Consider the following 16858-nt stretch of genomic DNA (forward strand, 5'->3'; position numbering starts at 1 on the left):
CTCCCCTCAAAGCACTGTGATTTCTTCTTCAAGACAGCCGACGACCAGCCGCTCGCCATACTCAACGAGATAGATTGGCACGTTCGCTAAGGTATGCCTTCCGACCTGCACGATCTCGCCGATCGCTCCGGCGCCGATCAAGAGTCCGTTCGCCGGTGCGTCCGGAAAGGAGCCGTCGTTAATGAGGTCGACCGCCGCCTTGACGCGCTGGCCCCATTGGTACTTCGGCAGCCTCGGGTCGGTCACGGGGCGGCCTCTTCCGGCAACGGCAGGTCCTCAAGCTCCTCGCGCGCCACCACCGGCTCGAGCTCCTTGCGCTTCATGCCGACGCGGTTGCCGCTTTCGAGAAATTCGACGCCATAAATGTAGAACTGCTGCAGGAAAGTGCCGATTGAGACGACGTAACCCACCTCCCCCTTTTTGGCGAGGATCTCGCCAACTTCCTTGCCGGCATAAGTTCCATCATTGCGGATGGCGCGGTTCGCCCGCACCTTTTCGCCGAAGCTGAAGAAAGGCGGCCCGGTCAGCTCGACATCCTCACTGTCGCGAACGATGTTGCTCATGTCCCACTCTCTCTCGGTCGTTCGGGCCGGATCGCCACGCGCCCGCGGGCGACTTCCTGCACCATCGAGTCCTCGTCCTCGGTCAACTCAGCCAGTTCGGCCGGTCTAATGCGGCTTGCCACCTCATAACGGACGCGCCAATCTGGATCGCGACGCAGCACGCTAAGCGAATCCGGAGATAGCCGCCGTGCGATCTCGAGCCGCACGCTCGAATCGTGATCATTGACCATGCCCAGAAGCCAGTCATAGGGAATTCGGAGCGCAACCACGCGGCGCACCTTGGGCTCGTCATCGTTCATGAGACACCCAAGCAGCGCCGATGCGATCCGGCTCGCCACCACCAGGCGAACGTAATAGTCCTGATCCGACATCATTGGCGCCAGCTCCTCGCCTTCCAGCAAGGTCGCAACCCGCATCCTCACATCCCGATGCGGGTCGCTGCGTAGCCGCAGCACAAAGCGCTTGGGAAGTCGGCGCGCCGCGTTCCAGCGCACGGTTTCCTCGGCGTCCTCGAGCAGCATCGGCAGTAGGAACAGGTTGGCGTGTCTGGCCGCGATCGCGCGCACCTCGAAATGCGGATGTGTGATGTAAGCGTCGGCTAGCTGCGGATTCCAGTTGAAGAAGCGGTCTATGCGCTGGGCATAACGGTCGTTGACGCAGGCTTGCGTCAAGCAGCAGCCGCCAGTGGCCCTGAGCCCGAGATGCCTGCAGGTGCCGCAGTCGATCTCATTGCCAAGCCAGTCGCGGGCCTCATCGATGTCATCGATCATCGTCTTGTCCTGTCCACTCAACCACGTCTAGGAGTACCTTGGCGCCGATTTTGTCGGTCGGGTCGAGCTCTACGAGCTTGCTGGCGGCCGCGTGCCCTTCATTGAGATTGCCGAGCCGCATCTGCAGGTAGGCGTAGGCTTTCAGTGAAAATAAATAGAAGCGTGGCAAGCTATTCTCATAGCAATCGAAAGCAGCATCGGTCGCGCTGACCCGCCGCCAGTCGTCTGAGAGACCGTTTTCACGCGCTGCCTTAGAAATACAGAGCTTTGCGAGCTCCAACGCTTCGGCCAAGCGAGCCTTGTAGAAATAAAAGCGATAGTGTCCGATCAGGACGGCGGCGTGTCCCGGCGCCAGCGCCTGCGCTTCGTGCAGGTGTTTTTCCGCGATCTCGTCCAGGTGGTAGGTCTGCCCGGCCTGCCTCAGATGATCCTCCGCTTCGCGCGGCAGGCCGTTTCCGAGTAGCGTGCGCGCGGTGAGCGCCCCCTTCCTCTCCGACAGCGGATTGCCTGTCCCATCGAGGTTCATCGGCAGCTTTCCTCTTCAAACCAGCAGCCTTTGCGGTGCTGCTGGAGCAGCACACCCAATCCTGGGAAGATCAGCTCGGTCTGCGCAGCGGTGTCGGTCAAATCGATCGCGAGACGACCAGCATTGGCTGGTTCTCGGCATGGAGAAGCAACTTCGGGCTGTTGCGGGTCGAGTCCTTGCTGAATGGACCGAGGTGCCGGGGCAAGACCTATATCGCCGGTACAGTCCTGGCAACCATCTGCCGTGATGGCGAGCCGGACACTGGCGCCAGCGGTGCCATCGGCGCGCAGCACGAAACTCGTGAGTTTTTCAGCGGCGGCCCCCAGCGTGAAAGTCATAGGCTCGAGCCTCTTTACGCCGGTGCCTGGTAGCGCGGCAATGAGGTGTCGACGACGCATGTATTATCGACCGGGCACACCGCGACGCATTGCGGCTCGTCGAAATGGCCGATGCATTCGGTGCATTTCTTCGGGTCGATGACGAACGCCCCGCCCTTCTCCGAGATAGCGACATTCGGACATTCCGGCTCGCAAGCCGAGCAGCTCGTGCATTGCGAGGCAATGATCTTGAACGGCATGACGCCTCCCTTAAGCAGCCGAAATCATCGCGCCCTGCCGGAGCGCCGCCTCGCCCTTCTCGACATGATGGATCTCGCCGCTTTGCACCTTGTCGAGATATGACTTGAACCAGGCGATTGCTGATTTTTCGATGAACTCATAGGCGTAGTGTTCGACTGGCTCGATTCCGGCCTTCAACAGATTGCTTTTCGGACAGCCGCCGATCTTGGCCACAAACACCGCATGGCAGTCGTTGATGGCGCGGATGATGGTGGAAAGGTTCTCCTCCTGGCCATAACCGCCTCGGCAATAATGATCGACGCGGCGATGGCCAACGAATTTGGCACCCGTAGTGGAGAGTTCGTATACTTGGAACTCCTTGGCATGCCCAAAATGCTCGTTGATAAGGCCCGAGCCCCTCGTCGCCACAGCAACCAGGAGCTTGATGCCGCTCATTTCGCTGGCGAGCTCGGGGAGCTCCTCCTGCGCGGCAGCAACCTTGGCGGCGCGCTTCTCCTCGACCTTGGCCTGATAGGCCTTGCGCATCTCCAGATCATAATTGACGTCCATGGCCATAATCTTCTCGGTAGTGAACTCCGCACCTCGGTCCTCGCCGAGCAGGCCAACAGCGTCGGCGCGGCACTGCCGGCAGTGCCGCATCATGTTCGTCTCCCCTTCGCACACATCCTGCAGCGCCTTCAATTCTCGCGAGATCGGACCCCGCTGGCCGTTGAGACCAAATACGGTGCCGTGCTCGGGCGCGGAGATCAGCGGCATGATGTTGTGTAGGAACGCGCCGCGCGATTTGATCGCCTTATTGACCTCGACCAGATGCTGGTCGTTGATGCCCGGGATCATCACCGAATTGATCTTGCATAGAATACCCCGCTTCGTCAGCATCTCGAGGCCTTGCAGCTGGCGCTCATTTAGGATCGTTGCGGCTTCGATGCCCGTGTAGCGCTTGTGATTGTAGAAAATCCAAGGATAGATTTTGGCGCCGATTTCAGGGTGGATCATGTTGATGGTGATGGTGACGTGGTCGATCTTGAGGCTGGCGATCCTGTCGACATGGTCGGGCAGCATCAGGCCATTGGTCGACAGGCACAGCTTGATGTCGGGAGCGGCCTTGGCCACCAGCTCGAAGGTCTTGAACGTCCTTTTCGGATTAGCCAAGGGATCGCCGGGTCCTGCGATGCCGAGCACCGTCATCTGTGGGATGGTGGAGGCGACCGCCAGCACCTTTTTTGCCGCCTGCTCCGGCGTTAGTTTTTCGCTCACCACGCCCGGGCGCGATTCATTAGCGCAATCATATTTGCGATTGCAGTAATTGCATTGCATGTTGCAAGCAGGCGCGACTGCAACATGCATGCGGGCGTAGTGATGATGCGCTTCTTCGCTGTAGCAGGGATGGTTCTTGACCTTCTCCCAGATCTCGGTCGGCAGCTTAGCCTGGCTGGCTTGCGAGCCGCAGCTCGCCTTGCCGCTGGCGCCGGACGTGCCGCAGCCCTTGTGCTCGGCTATCACCTGCCTGATCTCGCCGATCTCGACGGCGCTTGCTGCCGCGCTTGCTTCGTCCAGCGCTGATACGTCCATGCTTCGATTCTCCCCTGCAGGCGGAAACTAAAAAGACGATTTGCAACTCGCGTGCCATGGCCGGGAATGGCGACGAATTTTGATCTAAGCCAAAAGTGAGCCGCCTGCCGCGGTAGGCCGTGGAAGCAAAGCCGTCTGCACGAGATTAGAAATGTTCAAAGCGTGACAAGGCGTCTCGATCCTGACAGTGAGCGCAGTCAACCCTAGGCGCGAAATGCAGGATAACTTACGTGCGCCGGCAAGCGAGCAACATCGCCCCATATGCAAGGTCTGTCAGGCAGCGAGCAGGATCGCGGTCGCGCGCGGGAGCGGGATCGCAAGCGGCGTCAGCCCCTGTTCGACCAGAAATCGCAGCTCATTCCTGGACAGCACACCCGGTTCCACGATGGCGTAATGAACACCGCTCGAGCGCTTGATGAGCTGCCGCGCATAGGTTCGCAGCATCTGATCGTTGAAGCGGCAACCGATGAAGAGAAAGCTTCGGCCACTGCGCCGCTCTTTCACCACATCGGGGATCGGCGTCTGAATGTCGATCTCGGTCAGCACCTCGACATAGTCAGCGTCCGAGATCAGGAAGTTCCTCGCAGGCAGTACGCCGCCGTGCGGCTTGTAGAGGACAGTGGTCCAGCTCTGCGCCGCAGCACGATCGACCTCTCTGCCCTCCGCATTATAGAAGCGATACCAGCGCTCCTCGCAGATGCCGGCGCGGGTGATGCCCTGCACCTCGCCCCATCCCTCGTGCTTGCAAAGCGCCGTACGCATTGCGCTATCATACCAGGCATCGACGATGAGAGGCAGGGACAGCGCGGCGAGATGATGATGCAGTGGCATCGGCTCGACCGGTGCAGCAAAGGCCTGCACCATCAATGCGGTCACGGTAGAACGATGCTTGTTGCTCTCGATATGCTGCGCCGACGCCCAGACATTGTACTTGGCCCGACGCGGCAGAGCGACCTTGGTGGCAAAGAAGGCAGCCAAGGTCTCCGGAGTCATCGGCGCATCCGGTTTGGACGAATCGGCCAGGCCAGGTCCGAGATAGGGAACAATGCTGCCGGAACGCAGCCGGTTCGCCACGTCAGTGAGAATCGCCTCCGCATCGGCCGCGTTAACAAAGTCGATTTGCGGGACCGTCTTCATCACTCGTCCGCGCCCTCGCCACGCTTCCTGGCATTGACCGTGATCGGGAGCGGCGTATCGCTGGCCATCTCGGGCAGATCGAGCACCCAGCCATTGGCGATTTTGATCCAGCCGCCCCACAACATCTCGTGCTCCGATTCAACGATCGGCTCCTCGAGATCTTTTTTCGGCACGTAAATCGACAGGCCCGCCTCCGGAGAGCGGCGAATCATGATTTTCATCAGATCAACTCGTGTATCAGGGCGAATTGCTGGCGTGATTGGGATGCTCTCGAGACATGGTGCGCAGGTGAGCCACGATGCCGGACATTATTAGGACGACCTGATCGACTTCTTCGACGGTGGTTTCACGCGACAAGGAAAAGCGCACCGCGCCGCGCAGGCTCCTCGTAGGCACGTTCATGGCGCGCAGCACATGAGACGGCTTCATTGAGCACGAGCTGCAAGCTGATCCCTGCGAAGCGGCAATGCCCGCGCGCTTGAGATGATGGACGATTGCTTCGCCCTCGAGATCTTCGAAGGCGATGTTAACCGTATTCGGCAGCCGATTGCCGACATCGCCGAGCGCCATGCAGTGGCAGTTGTGCAAAATCGCCTGCTCCAGGCGATCGCGCAACGCACCAATGCGAACGCGCTCCGGCTCGAGCCGCTCGGCCGCAAGCTCTGCAGCTTTTCCAAGACCAACGATGCCCGGGATGTTCTCGGTTCCACCGCGTCGTCGTCGTTCCTGTGCGCCGCCCCAGATCAGCGGCCTGAATTTCGTGCCTTTGCGTAAATAGAGCGCTCCGATCCCTTTGGGGCCATGCAGCTTATGTGCCGACAGCGACAGCATGTCGATAGCACTGTCTTTCAAGTCGATGGGCTCCCTGCCTACGGCCTGTACCGCATCAGTGTGAAACAACGCGCCCGCCGCACGCGCCAACCCAGCCAGAAACTCCACCGGGAAAATCGTACCGGTCTCGTTGTTGGCCCACATAACCGACACGATCGCCGTGCGTGGTCCAAGCGCCCAGCGAAAGGCCTCGACGTCAAGTCGTCCGCGCGAATCCACCGGGATCACGTGCGTCTTGATGCCCCTTGTCGCCAATTGCTCCACCATAGCTAGAATGGCGGAATGCTCGACGGAAGTGGTGACGATCTCGTCGCGCCCTTCCTGGGTCGCAAGCGCAGAAAGGATGGCGGTATTGTTGGACTCGGTCCCGCCTGAGGTGAAGACGATCTCCTGATCGTGGGCCGCTCCCAGCAAACCCTGCAGGCTGCGGCGCGCCTTCCCCACCGCGCCCGCGACCTCGCTGCCGAAGACATGGCTGGACGAGGCATTACCGAACCGCTCTGTGAAGAACGGTAGCATGGCTTGCAAGACAGACGGATCTGTCCGTGTGGTCGCATTGTTATCGAGATAGATCGGCACAAACACCTCGTTCAATGCCGCGTATTGCCGACGCCGGCGACCGGGATCAGGCGAACGAATTCGCCGAGCCTTTCAACCAGCCGCGCCTGAATGCTTTCTAGCGTCACGCTTGAAAGCTTGCAGAATACGCAGGCACCAGTCAGCTTGACCATGATCTTGCTGCCCTCGGTCCCGACCAGCTGACAATCGCCGCCGTCGCGTTGCAGATTGGGCCGGATCTCCTCGATCACAGCGCGAATGAGTTGCTCCCGATCGCTCTCAATGATCGGCGCTTGCTTTAGTTGTTCTGGTTCCACCAGCATGCTTCGATTTCTCTTTTTATCTGCTGAAGGATTTTCCGCAGGCGCAGCTCGAGCTGGCGTTTGGGTTGTCGAAGGTGAAGCCCGATCCCTCCAGCGCCACCACGAAATCGATCGTCGTGCCGGCGAGGTGCTCATGGCTCTTATTGTCGACAAACACCTTGATCCCGTCGCGCTCAATGACGGTGTCGTCGGACTTTGCCTCGTCGGCAAAACCCATCTTGTATTTGAATCCGTCGCAGCCGCCGGTCTCGACCATGATGCGCAGGCCGCTCGTCGGCTGCGCCGAAGCCGAGATCGCGCTCTTGAGCGCATTCACTGCGCTATTCGTCAGATTGATCATGGCACCCATATTTTCCCAAGTCGTTTGCATGAGAATTGGCAAGTCGCATGCCAGCGCGCACGAGCCTGACAATGCTTACTTTTTTCAAAATCGTGCCTGTTGGCTTTGCGACGCGTGTCGGGTTGCTGACAAAGGTTTTCGAGGTATCGCGGAATCTTTTAGGCGTCTTCTTTATGGATTAGCCGATGAAGCGTTACGAACGCGACGGCAAACAATTTGCATTGCGTCTTCCGCCGCCGGAGTGTCCGGCGATTGTCTTGGATCGAGGGATGATTTTTTATGACTGCAATCGAGAACACCGCGCTAGGCCGGTTGGAGAACGAGGGACGCCTGCTCAATGCCATATTCAAGGGCGGGACCACCAAGCAGGGCCGGTTCGGCTTTCGCGGCGATATCGCCCTAAAATTCCAGGCCCAGGTCGCCGACGAGAAGCGGCCGCCCCACTATTCGATCGAGCAGGTGCTGACGGTCGTGCAGGAAGGCGAACGCAGCATTTCGGTGCTTGCCGGCTATCTGCACTGCTTCGCTTATCTTGCTGATGTCGCAAATGTTCTTGACGGCGCGCTAAGTCCTGATGGCAGCTACTTCATGTTTTGCAACAACATAGACCTGTTGGCGAAATATCGAATCAAGCTCCGCGGTATCACCTTCAACGTGCTGCCGTGCGATGAATCCACCGTTTGGAAGGAGATGATGGACCTGGTCGGGGTCGACAAAAATGACATTAAGAAGCTCGACGCGCCCGGCAAGCTCGACTACCTGCTCGACGCAAGCAAGGGCGTCGATGCGTCCTATGATGAAATCTCTTACGAAGACGGCTTGAAGAGGATGGAACCCGTAAGAAACCGTAACGAGAACCGGCCGGTCTGAGCACCGGCTTCAACTTTAGCCAGAGGAATCCTCCTCCTGGACAAGCCGCACGCCGGTCGCGCAGATATCGCCGTCCAGCACCGTCAACGCGACCGGCGTGAGACTGCTGCCCTTGCACCGGCCGTCCACACAGCGGCCCGTGCCGAGCTCGAAGGTCGAGCCGTGTTTGCCGCACATCAGTCGCATACCGAGGGGATCGAAAAACTGGTTGCGTTCCCAGTCGAGATTGACGCCAGTGTGCGGGCATTTGTTGAGATAGGCAAACACCCGCTTGCCCCAGCGCACCACGACAATGGGCCACGGCCTGGGGCTGCCATCTTCGTCCACTATCATGAGGTGGAAGCCCATGGCGCGCTGGCTTGGAATATCATTGAAGCCGCAGATTGCGTAGGCGATATTCGACTGCGTCCGCCGCTCGTTCATGACAAAAGAACCTTCAATGGATCATCCTGCGATGACTCTTGCAAGAATCGCGCAAAGTACCTGGATCGCGCTAACCTGTCTTGAGAGTCCGACGCGCGTCGTCGCAAAACGAGAATCGTTCGATCATCGGACCAACGAGCTTTGTGGGATCAGGCACCTCTTGGGTATTTAGGAATCGGATTGTAAAGCGGCGCGCTCGACCAGGTAAACGCGATCTACGTTTGTGCGCCGCCACGATGGTCCGAAGGCAGCAGGAGCACCCATGTTGCGCCAAGATTCCGCGGTATCGCAATGGTCGACGAAGAAGCCGCCGGTTTCGTAGACGAGAAGCTCATAGAAGTCGGCCACCACCGGCTCGCTCAAACCAAGCCATCAGTTCATCAAGAACATGACTGCACCGGAACGCAGCACATGTTGGAAGAGAAGCTCTCGCGGCTTTCCACAGCCGCTATCCGGATGTGAACCGCTTCGTAATAAGAAATGTTCGCAGCAAATAATTGCGTTCTCTGGCCTTAATCCATGGTATTCTGACAGCTGATGATATTTTCGAATGTCCCGGCAGAGCCTGCCTGAGGTTTTTCGTGGTCCACCGCCCCCTCGCCGGAGGGGTCTATGTTGTTACCTGCCGCATCACTCGATCGGCGCCTGCACGAGTGAACCAGCGCCGCGAGCTGCACTATCTCAACATTCTGAATATATAAAACGCGACGCGTAGACTGTGATCTTTCGTCATCCTTTCGGCTCCCGTCCGAGGAACGCATGTCACGCCCCGCCGCGTTCGGCGGGACCGGCACCTTAGCGAGGCGTCAGTTCAATTGCTGTGCTCACGCGCTCGGGAAGTCGCCTCGGCGAGGGAAAGCTGAACGGAAGGGTCGCATTGGCGAGGGCATCGAGCGCCGACCGTTTTTCCGACGGCCGTCGCTGGACATATTGTCTCTCCAGCTCCGTCAGCTTGGTTTGAAGCAATTGCGCGCTGCCCGGTAGCGGCGAATGTTGTTGCGATGCGTGCGCATGTGAGCAAGGGGCTCGTCGATCATCGTCGTTGACCCAGCATTTGCTATGTCAACTCCTTTGGGTGTGGGCGAGGGTGAAGGCAGTATCCGCAAGCGCTGCTTGCACAGCGCCCTCATCCCACGTTGTGGACTTGCTCTGACTGAATTGTCGCCCGAGAGAACACCGAAGACGGCGCCCCTTGTACCATATGGCCGCCTATCCGCACGCAATGAGGACGTTACCGCTGTCCCGGCAAGCGCCGGTGTACTGAGACTCTATCCCACTTTCTGCTTAGTTGTTTTACGTTGTTAGCGCGCGAAGCACGCCGGGTCGGTTAAGCAAAAAAAGAGATCGCAGATGCCATTCAACGGGTCCTCATCGCATTCAGGATATGACGTATTGGCTACGAGTACCTTGGTGTCGACCGGTGGTGCGGCACCATCAGCGGCGAAAGTCGGTACCGCCGCTGCAAGCGCGACGGCGCTCGCAGTAACAAACAGCAATTTTTTCATTCGAGACTCGCTTCCTTAGATTGGCCCCAGCCGCCCTCAACAGTCTTAGATGACGACCGCACAATTGGTAAAATACATTCTCTTGATCGGATCTATCTACGGAATGGATCGACGAAGCGATGGCGATCATCGAGCAGATGACCGGGCTTTTTAGAGCAGAGACCCTCGGGCTCCCGTTGCGCGTGACGCGCGATCTGCAATTCCGCAAGACAGTCCTCGAACAGGTCGCGGATATTACCGCCGAACGGGACGCGCTGTGGCAGCGTCTCGCATTGCTAGCGAGACCGTCGCGGTCAACCCGCCCGACCAACCGGCCGTGTAAGCAATTGGGGGCGCGTCGGCGGGTGCTTTCGCGCACTGCGGCGCATCGGATCATTACGTCCATCCAGGGGCCGGCGCCAAAATGGTAGTCTATGCGACATTTCCGATAAATTGATTTTATGCGATCGGGCGCATAACTTTTGTTTATGCGCCAGATACGATATTGCTCTTTTATCGGGTTTAGCGAATAACGGGGCCGGAGAGTGAGCCATGACCGATCTCGCAAGAACACCGCAGCAGATAGGCAATCTGGTACGCCGCGCCCGCAAAAAGCGCGACCTCAGCCAGACGCAGCTCGCCGACCAGGCGGGAGTGCGGCAGGAGACCATTTCCCTGATCGAGACCGGCAACCCGGCGGCAAGGCTCGAGACTATCCTCGCTGTGCTGGCCGGTCTCGACCTTGAATTTCGCATTGTGGCCCGTCGCAAGGCTGGCCCGGCGGACATCGAGGAAATCTTCTGATGGGCCGCCGTCCTCGCCATGCACCGCTGCGTGTGCTCCTCAACAACCGACTTGTTGGCCACCTCACCAAGGCGGCAAGCGGTGCTATTCAATTCCGGTACGAGGATGATTGGCTCGGGTGGGAACATGCCCTTCCCGTCTCGCTGTCGCTGCCGCTGCGCGAGGATGCCTTCCGAGGCGAAGCCGTTACGGCTGTCTTCGACAACCTCCTCCCCGACTCGGACGCCCTGCGCCGCCGGGTGGCGCAAAAGGTCGGCGCCGCCGGGACCGATGCCTACAGCCTGCTCGCTGCGATCGGCAGGGACTGCGTGGGCGCCCTGCAGTTCGTCGCCGACGATGATGATCGCCATGGCGATGGTCACACTATCGTCGGCGACGCCGTCGACGACGAAGCGATCGAAAAGCTTCTCAAGGGGCTTACCCAGGCTCCGCTCGGGCTCAGGCGCGACGATGATTTCCGGATTTCGCTGGCAGGCACGCAGGAGAAGACGGCCCTGCTGCGGAACGGCGGCAAATGGCTGAAGCCGCGCGGCACAACGCCGACCACCCACATTTTCAAGACGCAAATCGGGGAGCTGCCCAGCGGCATCAACCTCTCGAACAGCGTCGAGAATGAATACTACTGCCTGAAACTTGCCGCCGCCTTCGGCCTGCCGGTGAACCAAGCCGAGATTGCCACTTTCGGCAAGACAACGGCGCTCGTGATCGAGCGCTTCGCCGTCTGCTCCGCCTTCCGCAAGAGGATTGCTGTCAGGCCCTGTCGGTACCGCCGACGCGCAAGTACCAGAGCGATGGCGGCCCCGGCATGGGGAAGCTTCTTGGTCTGCTCAAAGGCAGCGATAACCCCTCCGAGGATCAGGCGATCCTGTTGAAGGCACAGATTTTCTTTTGGATGATCGGCGCAACCGACGGCCACGCGAAGAACTTCAGCGTCTTCATAACACCGGGCGGCCGCTATCATCTGACACCGCTCTATGACGTGCTCACGGCACAGCCCAGCCTCGACACGGGCCAAGTCCAACGCAAGCAGATGAAGCTCGCAATGTCGGTAGGGACGAACAACCATTACCGGATCGCCAAGGTGCAGGGTCGGCATTTCGTACAGACCGGCCGAGTGGCGGGCCTACCGAAAAAGCTCGTGCAGGAGTCAATCGAAGGGGTAGCCGCTGCCGCTCAAGCTGCGCTCGCCAAAATCGAAAGCGAGCTGCCAAAGGGGTTTCCCGAGGCAATTCATATTTCGGTGAAAGCCGCCGCTATGCAGCGCCTGCGTTCATTAAAAGTTAAGCTGGCAGGTCAGGGCTTCATCAACCGCGCTGCATCTGGCGCAAGACCCGCCGCCAGTCGCTCAACGAGTGTGACGCCGTCGCGTAACGCGCTCTCGCGGATGACCAGTCGCTGGCGTTCGCGGTAGCTGGCGTCGCCGGTTCTGGCGATGTAGTCGGCATCCATCGATCCATCCCGATGGGCGAGCAGATGTCGCTGATGGAAAACACCTGCGGCCGCCGTTTTCCGCCCGCAGCAGCGCGGAAGCATGGGGGCCGCAGGGCCCAAAGCAACGGAAACGACGTCAGCCGGAGGCTGGCCGTTCAGACTGCGTCACGAAACGCTTCCGGCGACGTGCTCATCTTTCAGATAAAGCTGGCCAGGAGCCTCTCGGCCTCCTCGGTAGATTGTCCGGCGTCGGTCATACGTTCAATCAGCCTGCGCTGCCGAGCGAGGGTCGTCTCCCCGTCCGCACATGCCGCTGGAGCATCTGAAGCGTGGTTTCACCGTAGCGCATGCCTGAGCATAACAGCTTTCGGCTCTTTCTGCAGACCTGCGCCAGTGATCGTTACCGGATGGCAGAGACGGCAACGGCGGCGCCGGGAACGCGGGGAGTAGAGCTCGGTCCGGACGGACGCGGCAGACTAGGATTCGTTGTGAAAGAGGATGTCGTTGACCCGCCTCTTTGTAAAGCGCCTCGATCTCTCTGCTGAACATCCGCTTTCCGGTATCGTTCAAGATGAACGAGCCCAGCCTTTCAAAACGCTCAAACAGCAGCGCGACGTCAGGCGGAAGCCCTCCACTCGGTAAACAACGCCAGGAGATGGTCGCTCAGCGCCGTTGCGGCGCTCAAGCCCTTCAATCTGTTTCCATAACTCTCCTTCGTCACCTTTCCAGGCCCACAGGAAGAGGGATTCTACAGCACGAACCTGCTCCCTGTTGTCGCGTGCAATGACCGCACCAAACAAGTGGTGAAGCGCTTTCCAGCGCCCCGCCCGTGTGCCGTAGAAAGGCGCGGCGCGCTGGCAACCTGATTGATGTGGGACCATAAACGTTTTTGGCTGATGAGATGCGGTTCGGTAGGCCCGGACCTGCCCGAAACTAGCGGTCCGGGGCGCAGCCGAAATGTCGGCTAAAGTTTGCAATCGCGCAGATGTAGGATTGTCGAGTCCACGGTCACAGATTGCGGACCATCATGTCCTCGATCATTCGGTGCCGAAGAGGGCTGTGGCCACTGGGTCTTCTGTCTTGAGAGGGTGGTGCGAAGACCAACATCCTCTCAGATAGGACACCTCAGTTCAGAAGGGTTGCCCCACTCCCGTCCAACGGGTTCGTTCAAACGTGGGCGAGATCAAATGGGATACACCCGGGCGAGATCATCGGAATGCGCATGAACGAGCCGCTTGGCAGGTCGAGCCCGGCATCTTTCGGAGCCCCCATCCGGAACTCGAAAACCCACGGCGGCCGCAACGGGGCATCATCGGGAAAAGTCGGTATCAGCACGATCGGCCCATTCGGCCGCGCGGGCACCAATCGGCCGTGGGCCGTGGCCTGAAGGCCCGGCTCAAGACATTTTTCGTGTGGCAATTGATTCCAAATACAGCCCGTTGGGGTCGATATATCGGTCCGCGAGGCGTTGGAGCAAGGTATCCACCTGGTCTGATGTAACACTGAACTCTCCATAGTTTGGATCGAAGAGCGTGGTCCTTCCATCGAAGGTCGACGTCGCAACTGTGTGTCCCCCACCTTCGACGAACTTCAAACTAAGCAAATACCTCGATCCGTCAGCAGTGAGTTTGCCCAACATGCTCGAGATACTCGCAGGGTCGTCGAAGCTGTAAACCTTCTCTTTGTGGGATGGTTGCAAACCTGCTTCCTGCAACATGGCGTACTTTGCGTCACTGTTGGCCTGAGGAGGTTCTGCTCCTTCGTTTCGCAGGTCCTTCCTGATATCTAGATAGCGCTGCTGCCACACAGCCGCTGAGTCGTGCCCGTCCGATCCGGGCGTTAGCGTAGTCATTCGGGATCTCGGGCTGTACTGGAGATTGCCGAGCCATTCCGCAGTCAGCCCAACGCATATGCCGTCTACATTCGCGTCCGCCAATTCGGCCGCCCGGTAGTCGAACAGTGGGTCATTCGGCCTCACTGGACCGGATGTACTCGGGTTATTTGGATCCGAGACATTGGGCTTGCTGACACAGCACCCCATGTCGGGCAAGTCTCCAGGCAGCGGGCTCCGCCGCAGCGCGAGATCCGCAACTGTTTCCATAAAGCTGTCACTGTCCACCGACTGACTCGGTTCGACAGCTTGGGTCGGAGGTGTGGGTAAGCCACTGATCCGATTATACATGGCCGTTCGCTTTCCTTCAGCGTAAGTCCCATCGCAACACCAAGCTGCTCAGGGGTGCTCCGAATGATAGTCAGAAAAGCTGATCCCAAGCTGACGGCCAGGCGCTACTCAGGTTAGGGAGACGGACGGGACGCGCGGACCAAATCGTACATGTGGGCGTATCGCAGCGGCCAGGATAGCCCACAGCCGGTCGCTGCTGTCCGATTAGCAGGCTGGTCGTGGCCAGGAGCGGATGATCAGGCGGCGCTGCTCAGAGCGCAAATCTTCTCTTGGCTGATCGTCGCGAGCGATGACTATGCGAAGAATTTCAGCATCTTCATCACGCCGGCGGCGCTATCATCTGACACGCTTTACGACGTGCTCACGGCACAGCCGCGTCTGGACGCCGGTCAAATTCAGCGCAAGCAGATGAAGCTCGCGATGTCGGTAGGGACAAACATTCACTACAGGATTGCCCAAGTAGACGGCCCGACATTTCTTGCAGATAGGCGAAGCCGCGGGCGTACCGAAAACGCTTGTTCAAGAATCAATCGAACGTGTCGCCTTCACCGCTCAAGCTGCGCTCGGCAAAATTGAAAGCGACCTGCCAAAGGGCTTTCCCGAGGCAATCCATAATTCGGTGAAAATCGCCGCTATGCAGCGCCTGAGTTCATTGAAAGTGCAATAGCAGAAAGATTACGATTTGCTACCGGGGGCGAACTGCATTTGCGCCGTATGGCGCTTGCAACCGCACCGGCCGCCGTTGACTAGTACGCACGAAATGGTCGCCGAAACGAAGACGCTGGATTGGATTCTGAGGCACCCCCCCGGAATAGCGCCCCCCGGCTTGCCTGCGCCACTAACTCCTCAGAACAGCTTGGCATTAAAGGCGAATAGCTAGAGAGTGGCTTATCAAGCAAGCCTAGTTATGCGAACTTTCGATGGCACAGATCAAGGCGCCCCCTGGGCACCGCACCCCGCGAATGGGAGCGCGTCAGATCTACGAAGCGCTTAGGGATCAGATCCTGGGGCGCGTGTACGGCGCCGATGGGCTGCTGCCGTCGTCCCGCGCCCTCTCCGCGGAACTCGGCGTATCTCGCGGTACGGTGACGATCGCCTATGAGCAACTCGCGGCGGAAGGCTTCATCGAGATCCGCCATGGCGCACGACCGCGCGTTGCACAAGCTGCTATCGAGAGGGGACGCGTGCGCACTACGTCGCGGCCGTTGTCACGGAAGGTGCGACTGTCGGGGTACGGTGAGCGTTTGAGACAGGTCGCGCCGCGCTCGGAGGAGCAATCTCGCAACCTCCTCGCAAATTTTCGATATGGTGACCTCTCACCATCGGATTTCCCCGTGCTCGCGTGGAAAAGAGCCGTGGTCGCTGCAATGACACGGCGGCCACCGAGATTGGCCTACAACGATCCTTGCGGCTCCCGGCGGCTGCGGATGGCGCTGCAGGCCTATCTCTGGCGTTCGAGGACCGTGCGATGCGACGTTGATCAAATCATCATCGTGAACGGTTCGCAGCAAGGGCTCGATTTGTGTGCGCGACTGCTGCTCAACTCCGACGATCGGTTCGTCATGGAAGACCCTGGCTACCTGATGGCAAGGCACGTCTTTGCGGCGAACGGGGCTGCCGCCGTGCCGATTCCAGTCGACGTCGACGGAATGGACACGGAGCAGCTTGCGAAGACCGAAGCGCGGCTCGCGTACGTGACGCCCTCGCATCAATTTCCGCTGGGCGGCGTCATGCCGATCGCGCGTCGGCACCAGTTGCTCGCCTGGGCAAGAAAGTTCGACGCCTATGTAATCGAGGACGACTACGACAGTGAGTACCGATACGACACTAAGCCGGTCCCCCCGCTGCATGCGCCCGCAGCTAGCCAGGACGTCATCTATCTAGGGACAGTCTCCAAGACGCTCTCGCCTACGCTGAGGATCGGCTATCTGGTGGTGCCCTCTCAACTTCAGTCCCTGTTCGCCGCGGCCAAGCAGATCATGGACAGGCACACGCCGCTGATCGAGCAGGAAGCGCTCGCGACGATGTTCGAGACCGGTGCATACGACAGGCACGTCAGGCGAGTCCGACGGCGCAACGGCGAGCGACGGCAAGTCCTGCTCGACGCTTTGCGCCGCAGATTTGGCGATCGAGTCCAAATCGACGGCGCGGCCGCCGGCTTGCATGTGGTGGTCTGGTTTCGCGATCTGCCCCAAACGTCCGAAGCAGCGTTGATCGAGGCTGCTCGCGTCAAAGGCGTCGGCATCTATCCGGTCGCCCCACTCTTTCACCCCCATCCTAGCCGCCGGCAGCGGCCGGACGTTATCGGGCTTGTCATGGGTTACGCCGCACTGGAGGCGCGCCAGATTGAGCGCGGCTGTCAGCTTCTGGCTCAGGCGGTCGATCAGCTTCGTTCGCGGCGATTGTCCTAGTCGCCATGCCCCTCCAACTGGACCATCAAAATCAGTGATAACTGGCAGTTCTAAC

21 protein-coding genes and 2 pseudogenes are annotated in these 16858 nt (G+C 59.4%); 7 read left to right on the forward strand and 16 right to left on the reverse strand.

Going from position 1 to position 16858, the window contains the following annotated elements; genetic code table 11:
• Positions 1-6: 6 nt before the first annotated feature.
• The 12 genes from LMTR21_RS25710 to LMTR21_RS25765 all read right to left on the reverse strand — a co-directional run bounded on the left by LMTR21_RS25710 (position 7) and on the right by LMTR21_RS25765 (position 7198).
• Complete coding sequence (locus tag LMTR21_RS25710) at positions 7-246, reverse strand: nitrogen fixation protein NifZ (RefSeq protein WP_065755480.1); 240 nt, start codon at positions 244-246, stop codon at positions 7-9.
• Complete coding sequence (locus LMTR21_RS25715; protein WP_065755481.1) at positions 243-563, reverse strand: nitrogen fixation protein NifZ; 321 nt, start codon at positions 561-563, stop codon at positions 243-245. The genes LMTR21_RS25710 and LMTR21_RS25715 overlap by 4 nt, the downstream gene beginning before the upstream one ends.
• Entirely contained in the window at positions 560-1333 is a 774-nt protein-coding gene (locus LMTR21_RS25720) for a 4Fe4S-binding leucine-rich repeat protein (protein ID WP_065755482.1), read from the reverse strand. Before LMTR21_RS25720 ends, LMTR21_RS25715 begins: the two co-directional genes overlap by 4 nt.
• On the reverse strand, positions 1323-1859 hold the full coding sequence (locus LMTR21_RS25725) for a tetratricopeptide repeat protein (protein WP_065755483.1): 537 nt from the start codon (positions 1857-1859) through the stop codon (positions 1323-1325). The genes LMTR21_RS25720 and LMTR21_RS25725 overlap by 11 nt, the downstream gene beginning before the upstream one ends.
• Entirely contained in the window at positions 1856-2197 is a 342-nt protein-coding gene (locus tag LMTR21_RS25730) for a hypothetical protein (RefSeq protein ID WP_141688546.1), read from the reverse strand. Before LMTR21_RS25730 ends, LMTR21_RS25725 begins: the two co-directional genes overlap by 4 nt.
• A 14-nt stretch (positions 2198-2211) precedes the next feature.
• Complete coding sequence (locus tag LMTR21_RS25735; protein WP_065755485.1) at positions 2212-2436, reverse strand: 4Fe-4S binding protein; 225 nt, start codon at positions 2434-2436, stop codon at positions 2212-2214.
• A gap of 10 nt (positions 2437-2446) precedes the next feature.
• Positions 2447-4009 carry a nitrogenase cofactor biosynthesis protein NifB gene (gene nifB, locus LMTR21_RS25740; protein WP_065755486.1) on the reverse strand — a complete coding sequence of 521 codons (1563 nt, stop codon included), beginning with the start codon at positions 4007-4009 and terminating at the stop codon, positions 2447-2449.
• A gap of 273 nt (positions 4010-4282) precedes the next feature.
• Positions 4283-5146: an SIR2 family NAD-dependent protein deacylase gene (locus LMTR21_RS25745; protein ID WP_065755487.1), complete on the reverse strand. Its 864-nt coding sequence runs from the start codon at positions 5144-5146 to the stop codon at positions 4283-4285.
• Entirely contained in the window at positions 5146-5367 is a 222-nt protein-coding gene (gene nifT / locus LMTR21_RS25750; protein ID WP_057861984.1) for a putative nitrogen fixation protein NifT, read from the reverse strand. Before nifT ends, LMTR21_RS25745 begins: the two co-directional genes overlap by 1 nt.
• 16 nt (positions 5368-5383) lie before the next feature.
• Positions 5384-6571 (reverse strand): cysteine desulfurase NifS, encoded by a 1188-nt coding sequence (gene nifS / locus LMTR21_RS25755; RefSeq protein ID WP_065755488.1) that lies wholly within the window; start codon positions 6569-6571, stop codon positions 5384-5386.
• Complete coding sequence (locus tag LMTR21_RS25760) at positions 6568-6858, reverse strand: NifU family protein (RefSeq protein WP_065755489.1); 291 nt, start codon at positions 6856-6858, stop codon at positions 6568-6570. The genes nifS and LMTR21_RS25760 overlap by 4 nt, the downstream gene beginning before the upstream one ends.
• A gap of 16 nt (positions 6859-6874) precedes the next feature.
• Positions 6875-7198 (reverse strand): HesB/IscA family protein, encoded by a 324-nt coding sequence (locus LMTR21_RS25765; protein ID WP_065755504.1) that lies wholly within the window; start codon positions 7196-7198, stop codon positions 6875-6877.
• 279 nt (positions 7199-7477) lie between these two features.
• Between LMTR21_RS25765 and LMTR21_RS25770 the strand changes: the two genes are divergently transcribed.
• Positions 7478-8068 carry a hypothetical protein gene (locus tag LMTR21_RS25770; RefSeq protein ID WP_065755490.1) on the forward strand — a complete coding sequence of 197 codons (591 nt, stop codon included), beginning with the start codon at positions 7478-7480 and terminating at the stop codon, positions 8066-8068.
• Between the two features lie 15 nt (positions 8069-8083).
• Here LMTR21_RS25770 and LMTR21_RS25775 read toward each other — a convergent pair whose 3' ends face one another.
• From LMTR21_RS25775 to LMTR21_RS25790, 3 genes are all read right to left on the reverse strand, one after another.
• A complete protein-coding gene (locus tag LMTR21_RS25775) occupies positions 8084-8491 on the reverse strand; it encodes a Rieske (2Fe-2S) protein (protein WP_065755491.1) in 408 nt (135 codons plus the stop codon).
• A 168-nt stretch (positions 8492-8659) separates the two neighbouring features.
• The gene (locus tag LMTR21_RS25780) at positions 8660-8839 is read right to left on the reverse strand and encodes a hypothetical protein (protein WP_141688548.1); all 180 of its coding nucleotides are present in this window, start codon (positions 8837-8839) and stop codon (positions 8660-8662) included.
• 953 nt (positions 8840-9792) lie between these two features.
• On the reverse strand, positions 9793-9996 hold the full coding sequence (locus LMTR21_RS25790) for a hypothetical protein (protein ID WP_057861979.1): 204 nt from the start codon (positions 9994-9996) through the stop codon (positions 9793-9795).
• A 119-nt stretch (positions 9997-10115) separates the two neighbouring features.
• Here LMTR21_RS25790 and LMTR21_RS25795 point away from each other — a divergent pair, with 119 nt between their 5' ends.
• From LMTR21_RS25795 to LMTR21_RS25805, 3 genes and pseudogenes are all read left to right on the forward strand, one after another.
• Positions 10116-10406 (forward strand): hypothetical protein, encoded by a 291-nt coding sequence (locus tag LMTR21_RS25795; RefSeq protein WP_065755492.1) that lies wholly within the window; start codon positions 10116-10118, stop codon positions 10404-10406.
• Between the two features lie 121 nt (positions 10407-10527).
• Positions 10528-10779: a helix-turn-helix transcriptional regulator gene (locus LMTR21_RS25800; protein ID WP_065755493.1), complete on the forward strand. Its 252-nt coding sequence runs from the start codon at positions 10528-10530 to the stop codon at positions 10777-10779.
• Positions 10779-12190 (forward strand): annotated as a pseudogene (locus tag LMTR21_RS25805) (type II toxin-antitoxin system HipA family toxin). Before LMTR21_RS25800 ends, LMTR21_RS25805 begins: the two are co-directional and overlap by 1 nt.
• A 1416-nt stretch (positions 12191-13606) precedes the next feature.
• Here LMTR21_RS25805 and LMTR21_RS25810 read toward each other — a convergent pair.
• The gene (locus LMTR21_RS25810; protein WP_246174216.1) at positions 13607-14329 is read right to left on the reverse strand and encodes a YopT-type cysteine protease domain-containing protein; all 723 of its coding nucleotides are present in this window, start codon (positions 14327-14329) and stop codon (positions 13607-13609) included.
• A 213-nt stretch (positions 14330-14542) separates the two neighbouring features.
• On the opposite strand from LMTR21_RS25810, the pseudogene LMTR21_RS41960 reads away from it, so the two are divergent.
• The 3 genes and pseudogenes from LMTR21_RS41960 to pdxR all read left to right on the forward strand — a co-directional run.
• Positions 14543-14854, forward strand: a pseudogene (locus tag LMTR21_RS41960) (HipA domain-containing protein); the annotation flags it as partial.
• A gap of 16 nt (positions 14855-14870) precedes the next feature.
• Positions 14871-15059, forward strand: coding sequence for a hypothetical protein (locus LMTR21_RS41140; RefSeq protein ID WP_246174221.1), 189 nt, complete (start codon positions 14871-14873; stop codon positions 15057-15059).
• A 253-nt stretch (positions 15060-15312) separates the two neighbouring features.
• Positions 15313-16803: a MocR-like pyridoxine biosynthesis transcription factor PdxR gene (gene pdxR, locus LMTR21_RS25820; protein ID WP_065755497.1), complete on the forward strand. Its 1491-nt coding sequence runs from the start codon at positions 15313-15315 to the stop codon at positions 16801-16803.
• The last annotated feature ends 55 nt before the right edge of the window (positions 16804-16858 follow it).

The organism is Bradyrhizobium paxllaeri (assembly GCF_001693515.2).
Classification (GTDB): Bacteria; Pseudomonadota; Alphaproteobacteria; order Rhizobiales; family Xanthobacteraceae; genus Bradyrhizobium; species Bradyrhizobium paxllaeri.